At 65.1% G+C, this 26,893-nt stretch carries 22 protein-coding genes, 2 pseudogenes and 1 other annotated feature; of the genes and pseudogenes, 11 read left to right on the top strand and 13 right to left on the bottom strand.

Going from position 1 to position 26,893, the window contains the following annotated elements; all coding sequences use genetic code 11:
- Positions 1 to 30 precede the first annotated feature (30 nt).
- Complete coding sequence (locus tag ACFWO8_RS29125; RefSeq protein WP_378968945.1) at positions 31 to 1,176, top strand: PLP-dependent cysteine synthase family protein; 1,146 nt, start codon at positions 31 to 33, stop codon at positions 1,174 to 1,176.
- Positions 1,173 to 2,477, top strand: a complete 1,305-nt coding sequence (locus tag ACFWO8_RS29120) for an MFS transporter (RefSeq protein WP_378968936.1) — start codon at positions 1,173 to 1,175, stop codon at positions 2,475 to 2,477. Before ACFWO8_RS29125 ends, ACFWO8_RS29120 begins: the two co-directional genes overlap by 4 nt.
- On the opposite strand, the gene ACFWO8_RS29115 is transcribed toward ACFWO8_RS29120, so the two are convergent.
- Both ACFWO8_RS29115 and ACFWO8_RS29110 read right to left on the bottom strand, forming a co-directional pair.
- Positions 2,474 to 3,418: a M56 family metallopeptidase gene (locus ACFWO8_RS29115; protein ID WP_378968931.1), complete on the bottom strand. Its 945-nt coding sequence runs from the start codon at positions 3,416 to 3,418 to the stop codon at positions 2,474 to 2,476. The two genes, ACFWO8_RS29120 and ACFWO8_RS29115, sit on opposite strands and share 4 nt — an antisense overlap.
- Before the next feature lie 238 nt (positions 3,419 to 3,656).
- Positions 3,657 to 4,841, bottom strand: a complete 1,185-nt coding sequence (locus tag ACFWO8_RS29110) for an NAD(P)/FAD-dependent oxidoreductase (RefSeq protein ID WP_378968922.1) — start codon at positions 4,839 to 4,841, stop codon at positions 3,657 to 3,659.
- Between the two features lie 135 nt (positions 4,842 to 4,976).
- On the opposite strand from ACFWO8_RS29110, the gene ACFWO8_RS29105 reads away from it, so the two are divergent.
- Positions 4,977 to 5,198 (top strand): heavy-metal-associated domain-containing protein, encoded by a 222-nt coding sequence (locus ACFWO8_RS29105; RefSeq protein WP_378968915.1) that lies wholly within the window; start codon positions 4,977 to 4,979, stop codon positions 5,196 to 5,198.
- A gap of 172 nt (positions 5,199 to 5,370) precedes the next feature.
- On the opposite strand, the gene ACFWO8_RS29100 is transcribed toward ACFWO8_RS29105, so the two are convergent.
- From ACFWO8_RS29100 to ACFWO8_RS29090, 3 genes are all read right to left on the bottom strand, one after another.
- Complete coding sequence (locus tag ACFWO8_RS29100) at positions 5,371 to 5,814, bottom strand: hypothetical protein (protein ID WP_378968905.1); 444 nt, start codon at positions 5,812 to 5,814, stop codon at positions 5,371 to 5,373.
- Positions 5,815 to 6,007: 193 nt separating this feature from the next.
- Positions 6,008 to 6,643 (bottom strand): TetR/AcrR family transcriptional regulator, encoded by a 636-nt coding sequence (locus ACFWO8_RS29095; RefSeq protein ID WP_378968901.1) that lies wholly within the window; start codon positions 6,641 to 6,643, stop codon positions 6,008 to 6,010.
- 117 nt (positions 6,644 to 6,760) lie between these two features.
- Positions 6,761 to 7,096: a hypothetical protein gene (locus ACFWO8_RS29090; protein WP_378968894.1), complete on the bottom strand. Its 336-nt coding sequence runs from the start codon at positions 7,094 to 7,096 to the stop codon at positions 6,761 to 6,763.
- A gap of 277 nt (positions 7,097 to 7,373) precedes the next feature.
- On the opposite strand from ACFWO8_RS29090, the gene abc-f reads away from it, so the two are divergent.
- On the top strand, positions 7,374 to 8,981 hold the full coding sequence (gene abc-f / locus ACFWO8_RS29085) for a ribosomal protection-like ABC-F family protein (protein ID WP_378968891.1): 1,608 nt from the start codon (positions 7,374 to 7,376) through the stop codon (positions 8,979 to 8,981).
- A 52-nt stretch (positions 8,982 to 9,033) separates the two neighbouring features.
- Here the strand turns inward: abc-f and ACFWO8_RS29080 are convergent, their stop codons facing one another.
- A complete protein-coding gene (locus ACFWO8_RS29080) occupies positions 9,034 to 10,755 on the bottom strand; it encodes an ABC transporter ATP-binding protein (protein WP_378968883.1) in 1,722 nt (573 codons plus the stop codon).
- Between the two features lie 174 nt (positions 10,756 to 10,929).
- Here ACFWO8_RS29080 and ACFWO8_RS29075 point away from each other — a divergent pair, with 174 nt between their 5' ends.
- Positions 10,930 to 11,427: a TetR/AcrR family transcriptional regulator gene (locus tag ACFWO8_RS29075; protein ID WP_378968864.1), complete on the top strand. Its 498-nt coding sequence runs from the start codon at positions 10,930 to 10,932 to the stop codon at positions 11,425 to 11,427.
- Between the two features lie 574 nt (positions 11,428 to 12,001).
- Positions 12,002 to 12,712, top strand: a complete 711-nt coding sequence (locus tag ACFWO8_RS29070; protein ID WP_378968856.1) for a histidine phosphatase family protein — start codon at positions 12,002 to 12,004, stop codon at positions 12,710 to 12,712.
- 293 nt (positions 12,713 to 13,005) lie between these two features.
- On the opposite strand, the gene ACFWO8_RS29065 is transcribed toward ACFWO8_RS29070, so the two are convergent.
- On the bottom strand, positions 13,006 to 14,178 hold the full coding sequence (locus ACFWO8_RS29065) for an SRPBCC family protein (RefSeq protein ID WP_378968853.1): 1,173 nt from the start codon (positions 14,176 to 14,178) through the stop codon (positions 13,006 to 13,008).
- A gap of 118 nt (positions 14,179 to 14,296) precedes the next feature.
- Here ACFWO8_RS29065 and ACFWO8_RS29060 point away from each other — a divergent pair, with 118 nt between their 5' ends.
- Both ACFWO8_RS29060 and ACFWO8_RS29055 read left to right on the top strand, forming a co-directional pair.
- Complete coding sequence (locus ACFWO8_RS29060) at positions 14,297 to 14,899, top strand: TetR/AcrR family transcriptional regulator (protein ID WP_378968848.1); 603 nt, start codon at positions 14,297 to 14,299, stop codon at positions 14,897 to 14,899.
- Positions 14,900 to 15,580: 681 nt separating this feature from the next.
- Positions 15,581 to 15,985, top strand: coding sequence for a hypothetical protein (locus ACFWO8_RS29055; protein ID WP_378968843.1), 405 nt, complete (start codon positions 15,581 to 15,583; stop codon positions 15,983 to 15,985).
- Between the two features lie 5 nt (positions 15,986 to 15,990).
- Here the strand turns inward: ACFWO8_RS29055 and ACFWO8_RS29050 are convergent, their stop codons facing one another.
- From ACFWO8_RS29050 to ACFWO8_RS29040, 3 genes are all read right to left on the bottom strand, one after another.
- Complete coding sequence (locus ACFWO8_RS29050; protein WP_378968838.1) at positions 15,991 to 17,070, bottom strand: alkaline phosphatase family protein; 1,080 nt, start codon at positions 17,068 to 17,070, stop codon at positions 15,991 to 15,993.
- 1,069 nt (positions 17,071 to 18,139) lie between these two features.
- A complete protein-coding gene (locus ACFWO8_RS29045; protein ID WP_378968833.1) occupies positions 18,140 to 19,354 on the bottom strand; it encodes a hypothetical protein in 1,215 nt (404 codons plus the stop codon).
- 37 nt (positions 19,355 to 19,391) lie between these two features.
- The gene (locus ACFWO8_RS29040; protein WP_378968831.1) at positions 19,392 to 19,724 is read right to left on the bottom strand and encodes a hypothetical protein; all 333 of its coding nucleotides are present in this window, start codon (positions 19,722 to 19,724) and stop codon (positions 19,392 to 19,394) included.
- Positions 19,725 to 19,782: 58 nt separating this feature from the next.
- On the opposite strand from ACFWO8_RS29040, the gene ACFWO8_RS29035 reads away from it, so the two are divergent.
- Complete coding sequence (locus tag ACFWO8_RS29035) at positions 19,783 to 19,929, top strand: hypothetical protein (RefSeq protein ID WP_378968826.1); 147 nt, start codon at positions 19,783 to 19,785, stop codon at positions 19,927 to 19,929.
- Here ACFWO8_RS29035 and ACFWO8_RS29030 read toward each other — a convergent pair.
- Positions 19,916 to 21,796 (bottom strand): hypothetical protein, encoded by a 1,881-nt coding sequence (locus ACFWO8_RS29030; RefSeq protein ID WP_378969182.1) that lies wholly within the window; start codon positions 21,794 to 21,796, stop codon positions 19,916 to 19,918. The genes ACFWO8_RS29035 and ACFWO8_RS29030 overlap by 14 nt on opposite strands.
- Before the next feature lie 150 nt (positions 21,797 to 21,946).
- On the opposite strand from ACFWO8_RS29030, the gene ACFWO8_RS29025 reads away from it, so the two are divergent.
- Together ACFWO8_RS29025 and ACFWO8_RS29020 are read left to right on the top strand one after the other, a co-directional pair.
- Positions 21,947 to 23,179, top strand: a complete 1,233-nt coding sequence (locus ACFWO8_RS29025) for an IS256 family transposase (RefSeq protein ID WP_378968823.1) — start codon at positions 21,947 to 21,949, stop codon at positions 23,177 to 23,179.
- Positions 23,180 to 23,711: 532 nt separating this feature from the next.
- A pseudogene (locus ACFWO8_RS29020) lies at positions 23,712 to 24,544 on the top strand (IS3 family transposase); the annotation flags it as partial.
- Positions 23,990 to 24,121, top strand: a sequence feature (AL1L pseudoknot). Its footprint overlaps the pseudogene before it by 132 nt.
- Positions 24,545 to 25,238: 694 nt before the next feature.
- Here the strand turns inward: ACFWO8_RS29020 and ACFWO8_RS29015 are convergent.
- The gene (locus tag ACFWO8_RS29015; protein WP_378968819.1) at positions 25,239 to 26,096 is read right to left on the bottom strand and encodes an LLM class flavin-dependent oxidoreductase; all 858 of its coding nucleotides are present in this window, start codon (positions 26,094 to 26,096) and stop codon (positions 25,239 to 25,241) included.
- Positions 26,097 to 26,134: 38 nt separating this feature from the next.
- A pseudogene (locus ACFWO8_RS29010) lies at positions 26,135 to 26,866 on the bottom strand (SDR family NAD(P)-dependent oxidoreductase); the annotation flags it as partial.
- Positions 26,867 to 26,893: the final 27 nt, after the last annotated feature.

Below are 26,893 nucleotides of genomic sequence, written 5' to 3'. Positions count from 1 at the left end.
GTCGTGGCGCGCCGCCGATCGCGGCCGCTGATGCAGAAAGAGACAACCACCGTGAACAAGGTCCTGCTCACCAAGAAGCCCGACCACTCCCCTCGCCCGCTCGGCGCGCCTGATGCCGCGCGCGCCCCACGTGGGCTGGTCGGCAATACGCCGGTGCTGTGGATCGGCGAGCCGCTCGCCGGCGCGGGTCGCGGATTCTGGGCCAAGCTCGAGGGATTCAACCCCGGCGGCATGAAGGACCGGCCCGCGCTGCACATGGTGCGACGCGCCCGTGAGCGCGGGGACCTGTGTCCGGGTGCCCGCATCGTCGAGTCCACCAGCGGCACACTCGGACTCGGTCTCGCCCTGGCCGGATTGGTGTACCAGCACCCGGTGACCGTGGTGACCGACCCCGGGCTGGAACCGATCGTGGCCAAGATGCTGGCGGCGTACGGCGCTCAGGTCGACCTCGTGTCCGAACCGCACCCGACCGGAGGCTGGCAGCAGGCCCGTCGCGACCGCGTGACACAGCTGCTGGCGATGGAACCTGACGCGTGGTGCCCTGACCAGTACAGCAACCCGGACAATGTCGACGGCTACGAATCGCTGGCACTGGAACTGATCGAACAGCTCGGCGACGTCGATGTGCTGGTGTGCGCGGTCGGCACCGGCGGCCACTCCGCCGGCGTCGCGCGCGTGCTGCGCAGCTTCAACCCGGCGATGAAGCTCGTCGGCGTCGACACTGTCGCCTCGACGATCTTCGGCCAGCCCGCCGGACCACGTTTGATGCGCGGCCTCGGTTCGAGCATCTTCCCCGCCAACGTCGACTACGCCGCCTTCGACGAAGTCCACTGGGTAGCTCCCGCCGAAGCTGTCTGGGCTGCAAGAACATTGGCATCGACACACCACGCCACTGGCGGATGGAGTGTCGGCGCGGTCGCCCTGGTAGCGGGTTGGGTCGCCCGGGTCGGCGCCGCGGGCACCCGCATCGCCGCCGTCTTCCCAGACGGGCCACACCGTTACTTCGACACCATCTACAACGACACCTACTGCGCCGAACACGGGCTGCTCGACACCACGCCACCGATCGAGCCCGATACGATCGCGCACCCAGGCGACCGCGTCGTGCAGCACTGGACGCGATGTGCGGAAGTTCCGTCACCGTTGTCATGGGCGGTCGGGGAGCTCGCTTCATGAGCGTCTTCACCAAGTTCGCCGGTTTCGATCGACCGGCCCAGCTGTTGATGGTCAACCAGTTCGGCATCAACCTCGGCTTCTACATGTTGATGCCCTATCTCGCGGGCTACCTCGCCGGGCCGCTCGGGCTGGCCGCGTGGGCGGTCGGACTGGTGTTGGGCGTGCGCAACTTCTCCCAGCAGGGCATGTTCCTGATCGGCGGCACACTCGCCGACCGGCTCGGCTACAAGCCACTCATCGTCGCGGGATGTCTGCTGCGCACGGGTGGCTTCGCGCTGCTGGTGTTCGCGAATTCGCTACCGGGGGTGCTGATCGCTTCGGCGGCAACCGGTTTCGCCGGTGCGCTGTTCAATCCCGCGGTACGCGCGTATCTGGCCGCCGACGCCGGTGAACGCCGGGTCGAGGCCTTCGCCGTGTTCAACATGTTCTACCAAGCGGGCATCCTGGCGGGCCCGCTGGTGGGACTGGCTTTGATGACGGTCGATTTCCGGGTCACCGCGGGCGTGGCCGCGATCGTGTTCGCCGCGTTGACCGTCGCCCAACTGTTCGCGCTCCCCGCCCGCCGAGCCGACACCTCGACCGGGCAGACCTCGGTGCTCGACGACTGGCGCACCGTGGTGTCCAATCGCCGCTTCCTGGCGTTCTCGGTGGCCATGATCGGGTCCTACGTCCTGTCCTTCCAGGTCTATCTGGCGTTGCCCCTGCAAGCGGAGTTCATCGCGGGCGCGCGATCTCAGGCGCTGGTGTCGGCGTTGTTCGTCGTCTCCGGTGTGGTCGCGGTCGCGGGCCAGCTCCGGATCACCGCCTGGCTGCGGGCCCGGTGGGGACCAGGCCGCAGCCTTGTCGCCGGAATGACGGTTCTCGCGGTGTCCTTCGTCCCGCTGATCGTGGTACCGGGGGCTGCCCGGTACGGGACGATCGCCGCCGTCGCCGCCTTGCTGATCACCACGACACTGCTGGCGATCGGCACGGCCGCAGTGTTCCCGTTCGAGATGGACACCGTGGTCTCGCTGTCCGGGGACCGACTCGTCGCCACACACTACGGGTTCTACAACACCGTCGTCGGCGTCGGCATCCTCATCGGCAACCTCGCCACCGGGGCCATTGTCGGCGCGGCCCGCGAGGCCGGAATCGACTGGGTGGTCTGGGCAGGACTGACCGCGATCGGTGCGATCTCCGCCTTCGCACTCCTGCGCCTCGCACGCGCCGACGACACGGCGGCACACCGCGACGGGCGACACCGACTCCCACCGGGCCGCCACCGGCTCGAGGAGCGGACGGCTCCAGCACGAAGCACCTAGAGCGTGCATACTCCGAGCCCCGCGGCCGCCGCGAACATGGCGAGCATCGGACCGGCGAAAAACGCGGCGGTGGTCAGTGCCGAGACGGTCACCGACATCGAGCGGGCGGCGGGATAGGGCGCCGACAACCGGAACACCCGGTCGGCGAGCCCGACCTCTGGCGCACCGAACGCGCTCGGGGTGCGCGTCCCGGCCAGCGCCAGCAACGCCTCCCGGACGATCTTCGGTCCGTGCAGCGACGCGGCCGCGTCGTCTGCCGACATCTCGACCAGCCGGGCGACCTGAGCGGCACCGGTCACGAACAGATCGATCCGCGGCAGCACCGCGGCCAGCGCCCGGGTCACCGCGAGAAGAACATAATGGCGACCGGTCAGATGCGCGCGTTCGTGGGCCATGACGGCCTCGAGGTGCTCGTCGTCGAGCGCTGCCACGATGCCCTGCGTGAGCACGATGGTGTCCGGGTTTCCGGCCACCGAGTAGGCCGCGGGTTCGGGGTGATCGATGACGACGGCGTCGTGGCGAGCGTGCGGCCGTCCGATGATCCTCGCCGCGTTCGCGTGGCTGTGCGTGGCCGAACGGGCCCGCGCCAGCGCCGTTCCCAGACGCGAGGCGAGCACGCCGACGGCGACGACGCCGAAACCGATCAACATCAGCAATCCGACCTGCACCACCGCGCCGTGGACACCGATCGCCGCGTCATGGAGCTGAGTGAAGCACCTGCTCAAACTCAGATGCTCGTCGGACAGCAGGTCCCGACCGATATCGACGATGACGAAGGCGGCCGCGGCGACCCATGACACCAGGACCGACCCGATCGCACTGGTCCAAGCGATCAGTCCGAGACGGGGATTGCGTCCGCTACCGGTCGAACCGCTCAGCACCGGTGGTGCGAGGACCAGGACACCCAGGCTGTAGACGAGCAGACAGATCGCGCTGCTCACTGTCGACCCGCTCCCGACGCGAGTTGCGCGATCATCGGCGCCTTGGCTGCGGGCACGGGAGACTCCTCTGCCGAATCCGGATCGGTTGGGGCTGCGGGATTACAGCTCGGCGACATTCTATCGGCGCGCGCCGAGAGCAGATCTTGCTGTGCTGTGCGGTCGCCCCTGGTGGGCGACGGCTCGTGGCGTCGCCCACCCTCCTGCCACCGAGGTCGGTGCCGGATCCCGCGGTCACCGATCAGGCTGGGAGCTCCACGCTCGTGGATCGTGCGGCGATGGCTCGCTTCAGCCGGATCAGATCCTTCGGCGCGTTCACCGCGACGGCACCGACGAGAACGTCGCGGGCGGTGAACGCGACCACGAGTCGGTCGTCAGCCGACTCGTCGACGAGCACGTGTTCATCGTCTGCGAGGGCGGGTAGACCCGCGACCTGAATGCGGGCACCGTGGATATGAGTCGCGAACGAGGGCACTGCGGCATAGGTCGCGGCCTCGGCCGGACCGGCCAGCAGGTTGCGTGCGGCGAGCGCTCCCTGTTCGTTGGCGTTGGCCCAGTGCTCGACTCGAACCAGCGCACCGTCGTAGAGCGGGTGCGCCCACCGGGCGACATCCCCGGCCGCGACGACCGACGATCCGCCCTCGGCGAACAGCGAACCGGTGCACACGACTCCGCTGTCGAGCTTCAGCCCACTCGCGCGCAGCCAGCCGGTATTCGGTTCGACACCGGTGCCCGCGACGACGACCTCGGTCGGAATTCTGCGACCGTCACTCAACAGCACTGCGGTAGCCCGACTTTCACCGTCGAAGCCGAGCGCACGGACTCCGGAAGCGAGTTCGACGCCGTGTCGCGCATGGTGCCCACTCAGCCACCGCGCGCCGGTCATCCCCAAGGTCGCGGCCATGGGGTGGACCCCGGCGTCGACCAGGGTGACCGGGATTCCCTGCCGCCGAGCGGTGGACGCCACTTCGCTGCCGATGAAGCCGCCGCCGATCACGGTGACATGAGCGGGCCCGGCCGCCAGCTCGGCGCGCAAGGCGAGTGCGTCGTCGACTGTTCGAAGGCTGTGCACGCCTGCGGGATGCGTGCTGAAGCGGCGCGGGCTCGCACCGGTTGCCACGACGAGTCCATCGAACGCGACCTCGGAGCCGTCGTCGAGGACGACCACTTGCTCGTCGGCGCGCAGGCCAATGGCTCGCCTATCGCGCAGCCAGTCACTGTCGAGTTGTTCCGCGCCGGGCAGGGTGATGTCGTCGTCGCCGCCGTCCAGGACGCTCTTCGACAGCGGCGGCCGATTGTAAGGGGCGTGGTTCTCCTCGCCGATCAAGGTGATGTCACCGGCGAAGTTCTCAGCGCGCAGCGCCTGTACCGCGCGCAGACCAGCCAGCGAAGCTCCGACGACAACGATCCGATTCAGCTTTGTCATGCCGCCACCATACATACCCATTGGGGGTACCGGTAAATCTAAATACGGATACCCCCTAGGGGTTTACATCGCGTCGCGGTTGTCGTATCGTCTGTTTCTCGGAAAGCCCCTGAGACAACAAGGAGAAACCCGGTCATGAGCACCAACAACAGCACCAGCACCTACGTCGTTTCGGGCATGTCGTGCGGCAGCTGCGTCGGCAAGGTCAAGTCCGAAATCGGCAAGCTCACCGGCATCAACGGCGTGGACATCGAACTCGCCACCGGCCGGATGACCGTCATCGGCGCCGGCCCGATCGACGACGCGCTGATCCAGGACACCGTCGAAAACCTCGGCTACGAGCTCGTCCAGAACTGACTAAGCTCGCCCTCGTCAGCAATTCGAACGTCCGGTCACGATGATTGCCGCCGGCGTGCCGGGCGGTCACGCGGATTGCCCCGCCCACCCATCCGCACATCACCTCCAATCACGAACGGCGCCTCCGGAATTCCGGGGGCGCCGCTCGGGCATTTCGCACCGCGTCGGTGGATCAGGCTTCGCGCACCGCCGTGACGATCGCGACGACCGCCGCGGACAACGCCCCGATCACCACCGCGCCGAGGACGATCGCGGCGGCGGCGACCGTGAACTGATCCCAGCCCACCATGAGCGCGGCCACGCCGAGGACCACGAGGATCGCGTCGACGGCAACGGCGGCCAGGACAGCGTCGTCGCGGCCCAGTAGACGAGGGGTCAGCGCAACGGTGGCCAGGCCGAGCAGGACGGACGCCAGGCCGACTACGACGAAGACAGGGACGGCCATTCCGGTGCCGACATCGGTCCCCAGGATCAGCGTGGCGAACGGGACAAGGCCGTACAGGACGCGGATCGCGCCCACACCGCGCAGCGTCCACGAGGACACATCGACGGGGGCACCCCCGGTAGAGGTCTTGGTCGCGTACGCCATGCGCACAGTTGCCACCTGGCTCGTCATATCCCGCTCCTTCGACATTTTCACACCTTCGTGCAATTGCACGTAGCTGTGAAACTACGTGCATTGCACACCGATGTGCAAGAACTCGTGAAGGGACTCACAGCCGCCCGGGTTCGTGCCGGAGAGCACACCCTTGGATCCATTCGGAGACAGCATGTCTCGACGAGCGATCGCCCGACGAGCGCACCCACGATCAGTGGTGCGCGGCCTCCGCGGCGGACCGGGCGATCTCCGCGGCACCGGAACGGTCGACGCCGACCGCGATCAGACAAGCCAGGGCGGCGTCGCGCGCAGCTTCGGCACCGACCCATTCACCATCGCTGTGCGCTTTCAGCAGCTCGAGCACCAGCGCCGTGAGTACCCCGGCCAACGCTGCAGGCGGCAGGTGACCAGCGAAGGTTCCGTCGGCTTGACCAGCCGCTATCAACGTGATCAGCCGAGCGCGGACGGGCGCGAGCCGGTCTGCCATCCGGGCCCGTGACCCGGCTTCGTCCAGGCGCAGCAGCAGCTGGAACTCGTCGCCGACAGCCCACAGCGCGAGCGCCATATCCGCGATCGCCCGGGCGGGCGGTTGCGCGGTGTCGATACCGTCGAGTGCGCGACCGACCTGCTCGAAGGCCTCGTCGAGCATGCCGTCGATCAGCGCTTCCCTGGTGGGGAAATGACCGTAGAGGGTGCGGCGGACCATCCCCGCGGCCACAGCGATGTCTTCCATACTCGCCAGGGGATTTCGCAGCAACTCGTCCCCGGCCACAGCGACGATGTGTCGCCGGTTGGCCAATGCGCGCGGCCCGAGGCCGACGGTGGTCGAGTGCGTCGTCGCAGTCACGTCCGTCCTTTCACCCACCACCATCCCACATCTGCGCACAGGTGTGCAAAATGCAGTCCGCGGCTCACCGGCCTGACGATCGGCGACCACAACGAATGGAACACTCCAGGCTCGTCGTCACGCAAGTGGTGGCTGTAGGTGGTCTTTCGCGAATACCGCTGTCACATAATCGACAAGGTGAAGACGGAGGGCGGAAGGCCAGTCCGCGGAAATATCGTCAAGATCCACACCGAGCGCTTTTTCGACTTCCTCCAAGACAAAGGGAAGCGGAATGCTCTCGCGCGAACAAACCTGTACCGCGTACTCCAGTTGATCCACGACGTCGTGGAGATGAGCGGCCTCGCTATCACACAGCTCGGCTTCGAGACCCGAACGATGTTCGCGATTCCGGCCGACCTTGTCACGGCCTTCATCATCGACTGACCGCGAGTTATCGCTGATGTACTCGTCCATCGACTCCCCCTTGTCGAACTTGTTCCGCGCCGATGGTCAACGTACCGAATATTCGCGGGAACGGTCGGCTACACCGACAGTTGGATAGCTAACACGTCGTTACGACGCCTCCATCGGGGCTGCGCACGCGCCAGACTCATACGTAGTAGGCCATCATCGTCTTGCTACCGTGGTACGACAGTTGTCGTACGCAAGCGAGGTTGCCCGATTCTTCCGAGCTTTCACCCGACCCCGCGGTCCCCTGACTGCGTCGTCCTCGAATGCTTCGGAGTGTGCCATGCCAACCCAGATCACCGCGCTCGCGGTCAGCAAGTCTTACGACGGCGATCCCGTTCTCACGGATGTGACATGCTCGCTCGACGTCGGCGAGCGCACCGGGATCATCGGCGAAAACGGCTCCGGCAAGACCACCCTGCTGCGTTTGTTCGCCGGGCGGGTGCAGCCCGATCGCGGCGAGATCGTCGTCCACGCCGAGGGTGGTGTCGGCTACCTCGCGCAAGACGAGCAACTCCCCCAGCACCTCACTGTGCAGCAGCTCATCGACCAAGCCCTCACCGAGCTGCGAGCGGTCGAAGCCCAGATGCGCCGCCTCGAGGCCGCGATGGCCGACGGCGACGAGTCCGGAATCGACGAATACGGTGATCTGACACTACTTTTCGAATATCACGGCGGCTACGACGCCGACGCGCGGGTGGAACAGGCTTTCCACGGACTGGGCTTGGGCCTGGTAGATCGCGACCGCACGATCGGCGAGCTATCGGGCGGCGAGCAGGTCCGACTGCGCCTGGCCGCGGTGCTGGCGGCAGCTCCGGAACTGCTGTTACTGGACGAACCGACCAACCACCTCGACGACGTCGCCCTGACCTGGCTCGAAGACCACCTGCTCACCCGGCGCGGCACGACGGTGGCGGTCTCCCACGACCGGGCCTTCCTCGAACGGGTGACAACCAGCCTGCTGGAGGTCGACGCGGACCGGCAGCGCGTCGTCCGCTACAACGACGGTTACGCAGGATTCCTGACGGAAAAGGCGGCCGAACGAGCGCGATGGGTGCAGGCGCACACGCAATGGCTGGCCGATACCGAACGATTCCGCGAGGCCGCCGACACCACCGCCCGCAGGGTCGCACCGGGCCGGGCGATGGCCGACAACAACAAGATGGCCTACAGCCGAGCCGGTGGACGGGTGCAGCAATCAGTGGCCAGCCGGGTTCGCAATGCGCAGGAACGGCTGCGGCGCCTGCTCGCCAACCCGGTGCCCGCACCGCCGCAACCCCTACGATTCGCACCCACCCTGACGACCGCCGGCGCACACGGGCCTGGGCTCGAGGCCACCGACATCGCCGTCGCGGGCAGACTCGAGCCGACCAGCGTGACGCTCGCCGCGGGTGACCGCCTGCTGATCACCGGCCCGAACGGTGCGGGCAAGACCACCCTGCTGCGCGTGCTGGCCGGTCAACTCGCACCCGACACCGGCACCGTCACCCGACACGGCAAGATCGGCTACCTCGCGCAGGAACCACCGCCCGCCGTCCGCGGACGCATGATGTTCGTCGCCTTCGCGCGCGATCGCCCAGGTGACCCAGAATTCCACGGCAACCAACTGCTCTCACTCGGCCTGTTCGACGTCTCCCAGTTCACGACGCGTGTCGAGGACCTGTCCACCGGCCAGCGCCAGCGCCTCGCCTTGGCGCGCTTGGTCACCGAACCCGTCGACGTGCTGCTCCTCGACGAGCCGACCAACCATCTGTCGCCAGGTCTGGTCGAGGAGCTGGAAACCGCGCTCGCCCATTTCCCGGGAGCAATCGTGGTCGTCAGCCACGACCGACGACTGCGCAGCCGCTGGGAAGGCACCCACCTCGCCTTGCAGGCGTCGGCCTCCGTGTGAACTGCGTAGATATGCTGCCGCCCGCCACCGCCATGGCCGAGACAACTTGCGCCTACGCGAATCCACCAGCGCGGACCATCCGCGCGTAGAGGTCGTCGGCGCGCATCAATTCGTCGTGCGTCCCGACCGCCCGTACGCTGCCGTCGTCCATCACGACGATCCGATCGGCGTGCCGCACGGTCGACAAGCGGTGAGCAATCGTGACGACGGCGTGGGTGCGCGCCCGCACGGCGATCGCTTCGACGATCGATGCTTCGGTCAGGGTGTCGATCTGCGACGTCGCTTCGTCGAGAAGCAGCACGTCGGCGTCACCGAGCATCGCGCGTGCCATCGCGATCCGTTGCCGCTGCCCGCCCGAGAGGTCGGTGTCGCGAACGTGGGTGTCCAGGCCTTTCGGCTGGGCGGCGACGACCGAGTCGAGGCGGAGAAGGCGAAGAACCTCGGCCACCTCGTCGTCGGTGGCACCGTGCCGCAGGAACCGCAGGTTGTCGCTCAATGTGCCCGGCACCAAAGGGGATTCCTGCTCGACGTACGCGATACGCGCGCGAACTTCCGACATCGTCAGGTTCCGGTACGCCACGCCGCCCACCGAGATGGTCCCGGTGTCGGGTTCGACGAATCGCAGAATCGTCGAGAACACCGTTGTCTTGCCCGCGCCCGACGGCCCGACGATGGCGGTATGGCCGGTCGCAGGAATCCGCAGCGTCAATCCCTTCAATGCATGCGGTGCATCAGGTGCATAGCGGACCGTGACGTCGTCGAAACGCAAGGCGGCGTCGGGCTCGGCGGTCGTCGCAGGTGCAGGCTCGTGCGCCACGTCTGCTTCGGAGTGCAGCGTCTCCATCTCCCGGATACGCATGGCGGCCGCAATACCCGACTGCATGGCCGTGATGTGCGTGGTCAGTTCTTGGATCGGTCCCATCAGCGTGAACGCGTACAGCAGGAACGCGATCAGCGTCGAGACGGTCAGCGAACCGTTGTCGACGCGCCAGGCGCCGATGGCCAGGATCGCGATGATGGCGCCTTGCACGCCGGTCCACGCGACGGTCCATGCCGTTGCCGAAACGCGCACCGACTCGATCGCGTGTGTCCGGGCGTTGCGTGCGTCGGCACCGATCAACGTGGCGATGCGGTGCTCGGCGCGTGCCGCCTTGACGGTGCGCACCGAACGGAGGCTGCCTTCCAGCACTCCGCCGAGGCGGCCGAGCGATTCCTGAGTTTGCGCGTCCGCCTTGGCAATTCGTGGCATGAGCGTTCCGAACAGCATGCCGACGACGACGATGGCCAGCACGGTGACGCCGAGGAGCATCATGTCGAGCACACCCATGAGGATCACGGTGCCCAGCGTCAGGAAGGTGGCGTTGATGATGCCGATCACCGCTGACGACGCGGCCTCCTTCAGCAGCAAGGTGTCTGCCGTGACGCGCGTGACCAACTCGCCTGTGGGACGCGCCTGCACCGACGGAACCGTCGCGCCGAGCAGTCGTCGAACGAGCGTCGTGCGTGCGTCGAAGACGATGTTCTCGGCGACGGTCCCGAGCAGGATCCAGTAACCCCACCCGAGTGCGGCGCCGATCACGAGCAGCACCAACAGCGCAAAGGTCGGGCCCATGATCGACGCGCCCGTGCCGAGAGCGTCGAGGATCGATTTGGTCACCATCGGCGTCGCCATCACCGTCGCGGAACTGCCGAGGGCGAGTACGAGACCGATCAGCAGGGTGCGTGTGTGCGGTCGGGCATAGCCGATCAGGATACCCAGGTTCGACATGGTCATCGGTGGAGCTGTTTCGATGGGAGGCGCAATCGTCGTCACCCATCAATGGAACAACATTGTTCCATTTTAGTAAAGCGAATATCCAGGCTGGATCTCCTTTATGCTGCACCTGTGGAGGATGTCGAAGAGACCAGTGCCCGCGAACGCACCCGTCGCGCGATTCTCGGTGCGGCAGTGGCGACGTTCGCGAAATCGCCCAACGCGTCGCTGACGGAAGTCGCCGAGAAGGCGCGCGTCGGGCGTACGACGCTGCACCGCTATTTTCCCGAACGATCCGACCTGATCACTGCGGTAGGGCGGCTCACCGAACAGGCCGTGGCCGACGCCTCGAAGCGTGCGCGCCTGGCTGACGGGACAGGGCTCGACGCGGTCCTGCGGCTGTGTCAGGAGTACTTCGAACTCAGCGATGTCCTAACGGTCATCTTCTTCACGTCAGGCGTGTACGACGAGACCACGTCGTGCCTGTCCGACGACGCCGCGATGGCGGCGGTAGAACGGGGGCGCGACGACAGCTCGATCGACGCAGCGCTCGACGCCTCGTGGATCCTGAACATGATGTGGGCGCTGCTGTATGCCGCCGTCGACCACGTCAACCGTGGGTCGGCCAGCCGCATGCATGCGCAGACACAGGCGCTGACGAGTCTGCGCAAAGCGATACGCTCGCCCGGGTGACCGAGACAACCCTGCCGCCCTCGGCACACCCGCAGCCCGGAGGTCCTCGCCGACCGAGGCCGCCCGCTGTCCATCGTGAACGTCCCCGAACCGCAGAACCCGTTCCATCGGCCGCAGCCGCTCCGCACAGTGCCCGCTCGGCGCGGTGAGTAACGCACTCTCATGCCGATTACAGGAAGCTGGACGAGCAATTGCCTCTGGCTGACCGCTCGGCAGATACAGCGGCAGGCCTGAACACCACCCAGCAGCCAGTTCAGCCATGATCCGTCTGAGCGGAACGGAGTGATCTTCCCCAGGTCGCCTGCCGGGATCGGCGGCATCGAAACGGCCGGGTGAGCGGGTCGCGTGAGTCGACATGCCGCTCGCACCTCCGCTACCGGTGGTTCCGCCTGCGCGGTCCAGTGGGCGAAAGATCCCGATGAATGGGATACCCCGTATTTGATACGAGCAAATAGCTGCTTTTGTGAGACGCGACACCCCGAATTCCGGTTCTTCGGCATACCTGAATTAGCGTTCGCCACGATGAAAGGCATTCCCACCCATGCGAATCCGATCTCGTCGATTGTCCATTGCGGTGACGGCGGCCGCGGTCGCGGCCACAACCGCTACCGCCGGCGTCGCGTCCGCCGATATCGACTTCGGAAACTCCGGCAGCAGCTCCGGCAGCAGCGGCGAAATGGTTATCACCCTGGTGCGCCATGCCGAGTCCCTCGGTAACACCTCCGGCTTGATCGACACCAAGGTGCCCGGACCCGACCTGACCTCACGCGGCCGGGCACAGGCAGACAATCTGGCCATCCAGCCGGCCGACAATAATTACGACTGCGCCTTCGCGTCCAACATGGTGCGTACCGAGCAGACTGCGGCACCGACCGTCGCCGAGCAGGACCTGAGCCTCGACATTCAGCCCGGTTTCCGGGAGATCGAGGCGGGGCAGTACGAGGGCACCCCGGAGGCCCAGGCGATGTCCGGGTACCTACAGGCGCCGATCAAGTGGCTCTCCGGCGACCTGAGCGCACGGATTCCAGGCTCCATTGACGGCAACGAGTTCGACGGCCGCGTCGATCAGGCACTGCTCGACGTGCAGCGCCGCGGCTGCGCCAACCCGGTGATCTTCTCGCACGGCGGCACCATCATGTTCTGGTCGATGATGAATGCCGACAACGCCGACAAGAGCAAACTCGGCACCGATCCGATGCGCAACGGCGGCCGCGTCGTCCTCGAGGGCAGCCCGCAGAAGGGCTGGACGATTGTCGAGTGGGTGGGCCACCCGGACCTGGGCTGATTCACCCTTCCGCGCCCCGGATGTCACCGACACAATCGGCCACTGTCACCGCGGACCTGTCCACACATAGCGCCGGCTTCCCGGTCTCGAGATTCACCGACCCGGGCTGGGATCCAGAGTTATCGGAGCGCAGGCGTTGCGGGTTGACCGCCGACCTCATCCATCCCACCATCGCCTCGACATCCTCGCGCGTCGAACGATCCCACCGCACATCCAGCACGGACAAGACCCTCCACCACCGCAGCAGATCGTGGGCATAGGTCCGCACCGTCATCGGTGTTCCGCTCTCGCCGTTAGTCCAGTGCGATGCCGAGTTCGGCGGCGAGGGTTCTGATCATGTGCTGGACACCGATTTCATTGCGACCGATGATCATGTGATCGTGCTGGCCTCGGCGAACTCCTTCGCCGCATTGAGGCAGCATCGCGAAGTCCTCGTCGCGGACCGCGGCATGGACTTGGGCGTAGATGCCGTCATAGACAGCGCGTTGCTCGTCGGTGGTGGCCGGGATCTTGGCCATCCAGCTGTGGCGGACGGTACAGCGGGTCGGGGCGCCGGCGGGCAGCATGTCGAGGATCTCGACACCGACAGGGCTGTTGGCCAGCACCAGGTTCGGGTAGACCCAGTAGATGACGCCCATGTTCATCAGCGGGTCCCAGGATCCGCTCGGATCGGCCTCGAGCGCGGTGATCCAGTTGAACGGGAATCCCATACGGTGATGGCGGCCGAAGGCGTCGTGAGTGGAGGTGTTGGCCACAGTGTTCTGGCCGATCACGCTCTGGCCGTGAACGAAGGGAAAGTGGTAGCTCTCGGCGAAAGCCTCGAGTGCGCCCTTCCAGCTGACTTCGGAAGTGAATTCCCGCTCGTCGTGGTAGCCGTAGGAAGCGTAGTTCAGCTGCGCCAGTTCAGGTCCCATCGCGCCGAGGTGGGCGTCGATGTCGATCGAGCCCTCGGCAGAGAGCACTGCCCAGATGAACCCGTGGCGTTCTTGGCTGGGTAGCTCGACCAATCCGTAGCCGGCGCGGTCCATGCCGGTGAAGCCCTCTTTGCCGGGCACCCCGGCCAGTTCGCCGGTGTTGCGGTAGGTCCAGGCGTGATAGGGGCAGGTGAAGCGGGTGGCGTTGCCCGAGCCACATGCCGGTTGCGCGCCGCGGTGGCGGCAGTAGTTCAGAAACACATGCGCGGTGCCATCACGGTCGCGGGTGACCAACAGTGAATCTTCGAGCACGGTGCGCACCACGTAGTCGTTCGGTGCGGGGATGCGCGCCGAGGGCACGATCATCAGCGGTGTGCGGCGCAGGATCTGGGTCTGCTCGACCTCGGCGATCTTCGGGTCGCTGTAGTAGTGCAGCGGCACCCGCAGCGGAGCGTGCGCCATATCGGTGGTGTGGTCGAGCACCAACCCCAAGGCGCGGCGGGTCAGGTCCTCGTTCAGCCCGGTGGCGCCGGGTTCGATCTGAGCGGTCATGAGTAGACCATACATATCTATCCAACTGTATGGTCAATTTCGACGGAACGGGACGCCCGCCGACCTCGGCGCAGACGATAGGGTCGGCAGAACACGATCACCGGCCCGGAAGGAATCGATGCGCACGCACGGCTGGTCGGGGACCACCCCGGCCGATGACACCGAAGCCATCGCGCGCATCATCGGCGCCGCCCGTGCGGCCATCGAACGCAGCGGCGGGGATTTCACCATGGCCGAGATTGCCCGCGACCTCGGCGTCACCCGTCAAACCGTGTACCGGTATTTCGCCAATGCCGACGCCTTGCTGACCGCCACGGCCCTGACGGAAACGGGTCGGTTTCTCGATGTCCTCGCCGAGCATCTGAACCATCTCACCGATCCCGCCGAGGCCGTGGTCGAAGGGATCGCATACACCCTCGAACGCCTCTCCACCGACCGGTATCTCGGCTTGCTGTTGACCCCTGGCCGCGCGGGCGCATTCTCCCCGGGTGTCACCTCCGATACCGCGTTGACCTTCGGCCGCTCCATTCTCGAACGCTTCGCTGTCGATTGGGGCCGCGCGGGGATCGATGACGCTCGTCTCGATGAACTCGTGGAGCACATGCTGCGGATCGTGCAGTCCTTCGTCATCGACCCTGGTCGGCCGCCGCGGCAAGGTTCACAACTGCGCGCCTACCTCACGACCTGGGTCGCCCCCGCACTCCGCGCCCTCCAACGCTGAGCCCACAACAAACGGCAAGTTTCCTACGCCGCTGTATCGGCCGCACCAGGACGTCAGCCAGTCGCCACGAGCACACGACCCGTCGCACCGATCCCACCGCCACCCGCGCATGGCGGACGTCGCTCAGGGAGTGCCGACCTCAGTACCCATTGTTGCCAGGTTCCGGTGGTGTCCCGCCCGTCGTCTGGCCGCCGATCAGACCCACTTGTCAGTGGTTAGAAATCGGCTACTGGACACAGCGATTGACCACCTCGAATATGTGCCGAACGGGCGCGTGTCACGTCCGAGTGCCGCACGAACTGACCCGCGCCCACCGGCCACCTTCACGGGTGGCGAGGTCGGGCAGCTGACACGCGCAGCTTCTACCGTCGCGAGCAATGCGCTCGGCCATCTGGCGCACTCACGCGCGGTTGTTTCGCCGAATCGTCAGCCGAGATATGGCGCGCTTCGCCCCGCGAGGTAATGGGTCAGCCTGAGCCGCTGCGTGTGGTGCATGTCGAGGCTATCCAGTTCGGAGGGGGCTACGAACCGCAGCTCTGTGGACTCATCGGAGATGGCGAGGTCCGTCGGCGCGGAAGATGCTGTTGCAGAGCGTCGTTGCGTGGGTCCGCAGCTCGATCCCGGCGTTGCTTCCAATGCCCGGTAATGCATCAAGGCCAGGCGGCAGCGGGATTCGGTGCCGTGTCCGAATCTCTCTTCCGTGCCGCGTTGTTGGACGTTGGCGCCCTCGTGGAGGAACTCGGGAGCCTGGATTACAGTGCGCCGCTGCGGAACTCGACCGATCCGCGGGTGCTCGTGCTCGACGAATCCGTCGCCGCGCTCGACGTCTCCATCCAGGCACAGATTCCGAACCTGTGGACCGACATTCGTGACACCACAGGGATCTCGTACCTGTTCATCACCCACGATCTGGCCGTCGTCCGGCAAGTGACCGAATCTTGCCTCGTCATACAGGGCGGACGCGTCGTCGAAAGCGAACACACCGACTCCCCGCTCAGGGATCCGGCGCATCCCTACACCCGCGCTGCTGGACAGCGTGCCCCGCCAGGGTTGGACACCTCAGCGCAGAGTCGCACCCCGAGATGAGGTGACTATTTCTCGTACGAACCGCTCGCCGATCCGCTCCCCAGGATGCATAACGGATTCGCCACCATGGCCGCCTGCGCCGAACCAGACGACGAACCGGTGATCCCGGAGTCGACCGGTGGCGTATTCGGCACCGGTGCTGCCGGATTGCCCGAGCCGCCGGCAAACATCGACTCGCCGTCGAGATTCGCGGGAGCCGCGACATCGAGGAGGTCGAGAACGGTCGGTGTGATGTCAGCGAGGGTGTACCCGTTGTTCTGCGTCCCCGCCGCGAACCCCGCTCCGCGCGCGATCACGAAACTGGCCGTCTCGTGAGCGCTCCGCCCACCATGCCCACCATCGGGCTTGTGCCCGTGGTCGGTGGTGACCAGAATCGTCCACCGCTCGTTCGAATGCGAAGCCGCCCGCGCGTCGACCGCGGCAGTGATCTTTCCGACTAGGCCATCGACGCGGCCGATGGCATCGCGATAGGCCTGCGGCCAGATTCCGCGCAGCGTGTGTCCGACGATGTCCACCTGATCGAGGTGCGTGAACACCAGATCGGTTCCGTCCTCGGTGATGGCCGAGACAACGTCCGCGGTGGCATTGGAATCGGCGGTGGTCTCGCAGACGCCCGCACCGGTGGGGTCGATCTGCGTGACGGTCACCCGGTCGGCCTGCGGGCTGCCGGTGCCCGCGATCATGCCGATCTTGTCCCAGGTCCCGATGGAGGCCGTCGACAATGCCGGACGCTCGCGTTCCACCTGCGTGAACACTGTCGGATACTGGGCGAAAGGTCCTGCGTTGCAGGTGGATCCATTGTCCTGAATCCCATGCTTGTTGTCCCACACGCCGGTCAGCGCCGTCGCCCATGAGACGCACGACATCGTGGTGTGCGGGGCGATGGAGGTGCGCGACAGGGTGCCCTCCCCTGCCAGACGGTCGAGGTTCGGGGCCTCGGCCGCCGACACCTCACTCCACAGCGTGCCGTCGAGACCGATGACCACGACCTTGTTCACGACCGGAGTCGCCGGGGCCGGTGCTGCGGCGGCGAGTGGGACGACGGCCAGGGCTGCCGCCGAGAGTATGCGGTGAGTGCGAGACATGCGCGGCACCGTAGTTGCCGCACGGCCCCGACGCGCAGCGAATTGGACAATTGACCGTAAAGTCCGACATCCCCTAAGGAAGCACTCGGCATTCCGGCCTCCCCAGAGCTACCGATTCATCGCCTCCACAGATCCCGCGCCGCTAGCGGAGCTTGCCGTGGCTTGGTCAGTTGGCGTAACACCGCTCGAAGCAAACTACGCGCCGAGATACGTACACCCACACAGCCGACCATCTACGGGCCCGAGCAGAGCAGCGGGCGAACGACGCCGTAGTGATACCAGCAGCTCAGCTTCCAGACCGACGAAGCCTCCGCGTGACGGTGAGACGAATACAGCTGAGCTCGCGACCGGGCGCCGCGAGGCTGGTCGCTCCCATGTTCAACAGGCTGCCGAGTTCAAAAACGTGGGGTTTCTGTGGGATTCGGCCGAAAAACGTCAAATATCCGAAAAATCGCAACCCCCTCCGACCGAGGTCAGAGGGGGTTTTCACTGTCGGGCTGACAGGATTTGAACCTGCGACCACCTCGCGTGCGTTCCAGTTGTCCAGACCCTACTCACCAGTGCCCAATAGTGCCCAGTACCAGGCATTTTCGCAAAACGATTCTCCTCAACGTTCCGCATGAATTCGCATTGATTCCGGTCAAACGTGTGGGGTTTCTGTGGGGTGATTCTAACCCGCCCCGGAGTCCTTCGTGGCGCCGCAAGCTCGCTGTGCCGTGGGGGCGATTCCTCTCAAGGGGGCAAGATACATTTCACGCAGTCGCCACCTTCGGATTGAGTGAGGCTCATCCCCGCTCGCGAAGGGAGCACACCAATTCACCTGCACGTTTGCACGCCAAGCACCCGATTTACATTCACTTTCAATCAACCTCCACCACCAGACACCCACGATCCCACCGCTTACGAACACACCGTGCCTGAAAACCAGCCGTACATGCAGACTTTGACCAAACCACACCAACGAGGATAGGTCTCCAACTGCTATAATCGATGGCCCCATTGCCAGTCGACAAATCGCGCGGATTGGGAAGGACCGATAGACGGGAAGAGTTTCGAACGCCTGCTCTCATTATCGCCGATCGACATGCCAGGACAGCCCGGAATCATCGAGCTCAGGCAGGTAGGCGTTGTCGAAGATCGCGTCGTGCTCGAGGCTGTCACCCAAGTCGGTAACCATCGCGCTCAGCGATGCCCACTTCGGTGGGTACGCGTCCGCGGTGTCCTTCCCGAACTCAGTGATACATCCGTGCATCGGACCGGATCGGGTATCGCAGACGAGCATGGTGCCGTCGCGTTCAGCGACAGGGACGAACTCACGCAGGAACATTCCCGCCTCCGAACTCGCTGGCGCACCAGCGTAGTCAGTCAGGGAACGACCCCCTGAATCGTCGGCGGACATCTCCGTCCAGATGCTGACCTGCATCGTATGAACTGCTGCTACTTCGGCGACGCCGATCAAGTTCATCCCGGGAACCAACTCGCGTGTTCCGCCGCCATTGTGGAGGCCGAACCACTCCCGAAGCTCTTCCGGCCACTGCACGCCGGTGAGTGTCCGGGCGCGTTCGATGGCGTTTTCACCTTCGCTGGGCCGAGCGAGCGATGTCCACACACCACGCTCGGTGCATCGCTGGTGAACGATCCTGTGCAGACGCCGCCATTGCGCCGTCAGTGACGACGGCTTCGTCGTCGATACCGGTGGCCGAACAGGTAGCGAGGGCACAACATCCGAACCAGCGCCGCCGACTCCGGCCGCCGGTTCGCCATGCTGAGCAACGTCGGCGGGTCGACGGAGGAACACATCCAAGTCGAATCCGTCGACGTGCTTGATCACTTCGAGCGGCCGGGGTTCTGTGGTGGGCCACAGTTGAATTCGGATGGCCAAGTCCGACCGCTGCCCGTCGCGGCCTCGGACGCTGACCCTGATTCCATGTCGTCCCGTCGGCAGCGCCATAAGCTGGTCCAGCTCCGGGGGCCGGATGGAAGACAGCGTGGTCCGCGTCAGCGTTGTGGTGGGGCCGAGGTCGATCGTGGCCTGCTCGATCGTTTCCCACTCGTCCCGGTCATCGAGGGCTGGTTCGTGACCGCAGGTCTCTACACCCAACTGTGCGGGGCCATATGTCCACCCGAGCCAAAGGTGAGCGTTCTCGTTGCCATAGGGATCGCGAGCGACGCCGAGGAGCGATCCCGAGGTTTCCGAGTCGAACATCGGAGCGTCACTGTAGTCAGCCGGCTCGATATGCAGGGTCGGCCAACTCAGGTCGATGGTCTGCCAATGCAGCGCCACGAAAATGTCCTTCCTGTGCCTCGAAAGGGGCAGGTGTTCAGATCATGCTGCGAACAGCGCGGTCACCGAGTGGTTGGCCCAGGACGACGACAACCACGCCTCGGTCCGCTGACCGCTGGGCGCTGTCGCAGGGTTGCATACCGCGATGCAGCCCGCGGACGAGCGTGACGTCGACGAAGTTGCTGTCTTCGACGACGGATGCGTCATAGCCGAAGCTCGGGCATCCGTCGAGATGGGCCGGAAAGTGGGCCGCGAGTGCGGTATCGCCGTCGTCGAGGTCGTAGGTGTTGAAGGTGATCGGCTGCGCGAACTCGAGGTCATCGGATCGTGGGAGGACGACGACAGGAGCACCGAGGGACGCCCGCGGCACACGCTGGGCTTCCAACCCCCACGACGCGCCCGGTTCCAAGCCCGACGACGGATCGACGGTGACGGCGCTGGGCGTCGGCGATGTTGGCGAGTCGGGCGGATCCTCGCTGCCACACCCGATCAAGGAGCTTCCGGCGATCAAGGCAAGCGACGCCACACACATCGGCCATCGGGCAGTGCTTCGGTTATTGATCATCGTGCCCTGACATTGACATAGAAGGGATCTCCGTCACGAACTCGGTTTTTGGTGTAGAACCAGCTCAATATCGAGCCGGCGCCGGAGTTCTCGCTGGCGGAGATATTGCATACGCTGAAACCTGTCGGCACATGGATTGTGCCTGGGTCGGACACGATACGCAGGCCGATGTCCTTGATACTGCAAACAGGGTTCGTGTAACTCCGGCCGTAGGAGTTCAATGCCGCACCTTCCGCAGTCGAAGCCATCGGATACTCATCGCAGCTCTGCCCAGTGGGACGTGGTCCGGTCACGACACCGCACGAGGCCCGCCTGTGAGCATCGATCGTAGCTTTGTCGGTTTCCCGGTGTAGCGCGCCGGAGCCCAATGCTCCCGGCAAGCCCGATCGCTGCGCAGCCTCGACATGAGCGCGGTAGGCCGCGTATGCCGTAGGTCCTGCGAAGTCCAGGACCGGGATGACGTCGGTGAACGTGCATCCCTGCGTGTTACGCAGAAATGGCGCGGCGTCACAGCGAACCTGTGGAGCGAAAGCGAACGCTCCGCCCGGTGCAACGTTGGGCGCGACGATCTCGATCTGCCAATCGGAATCCATCGCCAACGTCTGCGACGGCTGAGTGTAGACGAACGGGCGGGCAGCCAGGCTGACCGTCCGGTTCAAGCTCACCGGCGAGGTCGTGCTGCGCGGGCCGTTGTAGGCGCACGGCTGAACGCCGATGAAGCAGTTGTATTGGAACTTCATCGATGACGAGGTTCCCACTCCGCTGACGCCGGTAACCGTGAAGATCGAGTTCGCTGTCCAGTCGGTTTTGTTGTACTGAAGGAGCAGGTTGCGCTCCCATTTTCCGGTGATCGACCCGATCGGGTTACCTTTGTTGTCCTTTGCCAGGAAGTTCACGTTGACCTGGTAGACGCAGCCGTAGGTGGAGTTTCCATGCCAGTCAGCTTGGCCCGTCGGGTCGGGGCCGACCGACTCGCAGAACTGTGGCACACCCGGAGGTGTAGCGATGTCGGCAGCAGGACCCTGGATCGGCTCGCCCTGTACGGGCCGGCTTTCCGAGGTTGGCGGTGCGATGGTGCTCGAAACCCCGGACCGTCGACTCGGCGAACTCGAGGTGGACGCTGTTGTCGGAGGAGTCGATCGTGCGCTCGACGGCTGGGGCACGGCGGGAGCGGACTCCGGCTTGGTCGCAGGGGGTGACGGTTCGTTGGCTGTTGCAGGTGTGGGCCCAGCGTTTATACACCATGTCACCTCCGCGACCGCAGCCCGGCCGGCCCGCAGCATGGCGTCGAAGGCGGCGCATTCGAGCATTCTCGGCACGTCCGATGCGGACCGATCGGGTTGTCCAGGCTCCCCGTTGGGAACCTCCGCGCTCTCAGCGATGCCCTGCGCCCACACAATTGGCAACGTGATCGGAATGACCTGCGCATCTACGTTGGCTGACCCCTGAGCATCGACAGCGCAAGGATCGGTGGCGCAATTGGGTTGGCCAGTCCAGGTGACATCGTCGTCTCCTGACCAGTCTGGCGGGAACCCGTACGGTTTCCAGACGATCGAACCGCTTTGAAAGTCTTGCTTCTTCCCATCTTCGAAGTCGTATTCGTCCGTTGTCGGTAGTCCGTAGGTGCCGTTCTCATAGTCGGTCGCTGCCCAGGTCTGCCAGATCTCCCCCTTGACCGAATGCGCACCCGTCGCGCCCGACCAATAGATTTCGCCTCGCTGGAAGTGGTTTCCGCGACTGTCGTGGCCACCACCGAACTCGCGCGACTCCGGGTATCCGAGATCGCCACCCTCATAGCCTGTTTCGGCCCACTTGTCCAATATCGCGCCGCCGATCTGGTTGGCGTGCCCATTGCTGATGTTGGGATGCCAATAGATCGCATTGTGCGTGGGTTGCGTCCAATAGCGTGGTGTACGGCCCGACTATCGGAGCAGCCCAGCTCCGAGCGTGTCGTAGCCGAGAATAGGGAGGTCACCGCGTGACCCTTGAAGAGACCGTCCAAAGTCACTTGAAGGAGACCTCACGCGATGACCTCGATCCAGCGTATCGACCCCAGCAAGCCCTTCGACACCCAACTCGCCGCAGCCAGCCCCGATCTGCTGCGGGAAATGCTGTCGAGCTTCGTCCACACGATCATGAACGCCGAAGCCGACACGATGTGCGGCGCCGACTACGGGCAACGCAGCGAAGACCGGGTGAACAGTCGAAACGGCTACCGGCACCGCGACTTCGACACCCGCGTCGGGACCATGGATGTCGCGATCCCGAAACTGCGTCAGGGCAGCTACTTCCCCGACTGGCTGCTCGAACGGCGTAAACGTGCCGAACGCGCCCTGACCTCAGTGGTCGCGACCTGCTACTTGCTCGGCGTATCGACCCGGCGAATGGAGAAACTCGTCGAATCCCTCGGCGTCACCCAGTTGTCGAAATCGCAGGTATCGATCATGGCCGCCGACCTCGACGCTCAGGTCGAAGCGTTCCGCACCCGACCCCTCGACCAAGGCCCCTACACGTTCGTCGCCGCGGACGCGCTGGTGTTGAAAGTGCGGGAGAACGGGCGGGTGGTCAACGTCCACGCCCTCGTCGCGACCGGCGTCAACGCCGATGGTTACCGCGAAATCCTCGGCTTGCAGGTCACCTCCGGCGAAGACGGCGCCGGCTGGCTGGCGTTCTTCCGCGACCTCGTCGCCCGCGGTCTTTCCGGGGTCGAGCTGGTCACCAGTGATGCGCATGCCGGGTTGGTTGCCGCGATCGGCGCGACCCTGCCCGGCGCGTCCTGGCAGCGCTGCAGGACCCACTACACCGTCAATTTGATGTCGATCACCCCGAAAACATCGTGGCCCTGGGTCCGGACCCTGCTGCACTCGGTCTTCGACCAAGCCGACCCGGAATCGGTTGCTGCGCAATATGATCGGATGCTCGACGCACTGGCGGAGAAACTGCCGAAGGTCGCCGCGCACCTGGATGCGGCCCGCGCTGATCTGCTCGCGTTCACCGGCTTCCCGAAACAGATCTGGCGCCAGATCTGGTCGAACAACCCACAGGAACGGTTGAACAAGGAAATCCGGCGTCGCACCGACGTCGTCGGGATCTTCCCCGACCGGACCGCGATCATCCGCCTGGTCGGCGCTGTCCTGGCCGAACAACACGACGAATGGATCGAAGGCCGCCGTTACCTCGGCCTCGACGTCCTGGCCCGCTCCCGCGGCCTGACCGAACCCACCGACGAACAGGAGGACCCTGCAGCCCTGACCGCCTGACCGAATCGGGTCACGCGGAGATCATCCCGATACACCACGCATTTGGACTTGACCTGTGCGTGTTGGAGAAGAACTGATATTTACCTACTCCGTCCGGCGCTGTGCGTTCGTCGGTGGTCGCTTCACCGAAGAACGCGAACCCTCCGACTTCGTTGTATTCCTGCAGGATTGCGCCCTGGACAGGGTACGCAGACTGGGCTGCTCCGGGAAGGATCCCGACAGCACTAACAGTGATGGACGCTACGATCACTATCGCGATGGGCGATCGCTTCTGGCACCGCCACGTTGCGCGAAACCAATTGACGCGGAACGACACCACTCAACCCCCTGTAGGCGTGAACGAGCACGGCATTTCCGAACCATCCAGCACCACGAACCTTCGCATTGACGCAGGTCGTTCCACGCGCAGGAACACACAACGAGTCGATAACTGTTCGAATCGCTGCAGCCGTGTGCACAGGGTCATCACACCTTCTCGAACTGAATCGTCCCGGGTTTGATGCGCACCTTCTTCCTTGGGAAGGTGAGTTCCATGCCGAAGTTCTACCCCGACGAGGTCCGCGAGAAGGCCGTCCGCCTGGTCGTCGACCACCGCGGCGATTACCCCTCGGAATGGGCCGCGATCAAGACCGTCGCCGAACGGATCGGCGCGAACCCCGAAACCGTCCGGAACTGGGTCCGCAAAACACAACCAACAACAACGAATCCCGTTGCTCCGCAATCTATCTCGGAGGATACAGCTGCGGAGCTGAACGCGTTGCGGCGTAAGAACCGTGAGCTGGAGAAGACCATCGAGATCCTCAAAGCCGCGACGTCTTTCTTCGCGCGGGAGTGCGACCCGCCACAGAAGTGATCTGCCGGTTCATCCTCGCGCACCGCGACGAGTACGGGGTCGCACCGATCTGTCGTGTCCTGACCGGCCATGGTGTCAAGATCGCCCCGAGAACCTTCTACGCCTGGCGCACACGACCGCTTTCGGCGCGGGCGGTGTGGGGCGCCACGATCAGCGGTGTCCTCACGTCCTACCACGTCGAGCGCGACGAGCGAGGCCGCCGCAAACCCGAAGCGTTGTACGGGTCATTGAAAATGTGGGCTCACCTGCGTCGCGAGGGCATCGAAGTCGCTCGCTGCGCTGTCGAGCGGTTGATGTGCGTGAACGGCTGGGCCGGCGCGACCCGACGCAAGAAGATCCGCACCACCATCGCGGACCCTACGGCGTTGCGGCCACCGGATCTGGTCGAGCGCGGGTTCGGAGTCGAGGCACCGGATCTTCTGCATGTCGCGGATTTCACCTACGTGCGCACCAGCTCAGGGTGGGTATATACCGCGTTCGTCATCGACGCGTTCGCCGGTCGGATCCTCGGCTGCCCTTAGGGGAGGCCAGCGAGGGAGTCGATGGGGTTCGGGCGTCGCTGGGCACGACAACGCTTGAGAGGTCATGAAGTCGGCACAGCGTTTCCGCAGGTTCCCGAAGATGCCCGACGCATCCCGAAGACGTGGGTGTGCTTATCGGCGCTCAGGCTGCCTATCCCCCGCCGTGTGTATTCGATCCGCTGACCCCTTTTCCCGGTCCGGCCCTTCCAGCCGCGCAACGACGCCCCGAGCTCGCTGGTAACGAGTTCAGGGCGTTCGTGACTGGGTAATCGGCCGCGCACAGGCTTGATGCAAACTAATGGTTGGCGTTTCACAGTGTAGACGTGACGGGCAGGTTTAGGAATCGGACGATCCGGGGGCATACCCCCGCCGCGGCACCGTCGGCACTATGGTGGAAAGCAACCATTCGATGGATCGGCGGGCGCTGCGCGAGGCTGGCAGGACCTCGACAAACGATAGGTCCGGGCCGAGCAGTGGCGAATGCAGTCGTCGCCGGTATGCCACGTCGTCACCACCGGCTACCGCCGATCGACCGGACTCTCTGTGCCGCCGAGCGGAACCCTTTTTTTGGGGGGTGCGAGGCCGACAGGTCCCAGGGGCGCTGAGAGCGCCTGCGGGGGAAGACACTCCCCCGCAGGTGCGGAGATGCCGAAATTCCTAGTGCTGTGAACTATGGTGGTCGGCGTCAGCCACGAGTTCGGCGGTCGGGCAGCACCTCCCGCGCGATGCGTTCGAACTCGTCGAGTTGTGAACGGACCGGCCAGTCCAGGACGAAATCTGTCATCCCTACCGCACCGAAACGGTCGAAGATCTCCTCGTAAGTGTGTCGACCCCAGCGCGGATCCCACGGCCCGAAAATCGTGTATGACCGGCGGATCATCGCCGGATCGCGGTCGGCTGCTTCGGCGAGGTGGTCGATTCTGTGGGTCTGCTCCGCCGTAGCCTGCAGGGTCTGGATATCGGAGGCGCCGGGCGGACCATGGGTGTTCCACACGTCCGCGGTCGCTGCTGCCACCCGGAGCACCGTGGGTGACTGACCTCCCACGATGAGCGGCAACCGGGGTGACTGCCACGAACCAGGAGCTGTGGGGACCTCTTTTACCCAGAGCTCGTCTCCGGTGTAGCTGAACGTCTCCTCGCGCGCGTACAGCAGGCCGTCGACGATCGCCACATAGTCGGTGAACCGGCGCATCCGCTGCCTGGGCGGCCAAGGATGTTCGCCCACGCTGTGGTGGTCCCACGCGAACAGCCCAGCGCCGACCCCTAGTTCGAAGCGACCGTGGGAGGCGTGGTCGATCGTGATGGCTTGTTGGGCCAGTTGTGACGGTGGGCGCAGGATCTGGTTCGCGACAAGCATCCCGAGGCGGATTCGCCGGGTGCTCACCGCTGCGGCGGCCAGCACCGCCCAGCTGTCGAACCACCGTCCCCGTCGATCCCGTAGATCGCCGCTGTGGTCGGGCAGGAAGACCTGATCGAATCCCAACTCTTCGAGCCAGCGGATCCGTTCGAGCAGAACTGGAAAAATCTCGTCCGGATACAGCATTACTCCGAACCGGGACTCGTGCTGGAACGGGCCGACTGTCACTGGGCAGTCCAGCCGCCGTCCATCACCAGCACCGAGCCAGTGAAGAATCCCGCTTCCTCTGTCGCGAGGTAGGCGACCGAGGAGGCCGCTTCGTCAGCAGTGGCGATACGGCCCAGTGGATGTAGTGAACGGAACATCGCCGCAGTGTCCTCGTCCGCTCCGACCGAGGACCGGTACATCGGCGTATCCACCGACGCGAACGCCACCGCGTTGATCCGGATGTTCTGCGTGGCATATTCGAGAGCCGCGGCCTTCGTCAGCCCGATCACGCCGTGTTTGCCCGCGACGTATGCGCTGATACCTGCGCCGAATCCCACGACGCCCAACTGTGAGGCGTTATTGATGATGACGCCGCCGCCGCGCCGCTGCATGGCGATGATCTCGTGGCGCATCGACAGGAAGGTGCTGGTCAGCACGGTGTTGACGTCGGCAGTCCATGTGCTGGGGTTCTGCTCGGCGACAAATCCCATCGTGCCGAGTGCCCCCGCGTTGTTGAACGCGATATCCAGCCCGCCGAACTGGTCTACCGCAGTGGCGACAGCATTTTCCAGATCGCTGTCCACTGTGACGTCGGTAGCGATGCTGGCAGCCTTACCGCCGAGTTCGGCGATTTCGGCACAAACCCTGTCCAGCTGGTCGATTCGCCGGGCCGCCAGCACGACACTGGCTCCGCGCGCGGCGAGGATCTTCGCCGCGGCTTCACCGATACCTGAGTTGGCTCCGGTCACCAGAGCGACCTTGCCGTGGAGATTGCC

The sequence above is a fragment of the Nocardia sp. NPDC058480 genome (assembly GCF_042720495.1).
In the GTDB taxonomy this organism is placed as follows: Bacteria; Actinomycetota; Actinomycetes; order Mycobacteriales; family Mycobacteriaceae; genus Nocardia.
Note: the sequence above shows the minus strand (reverse complement) of the source record. Positions and strands in the feature narration are given on the sequence as shown.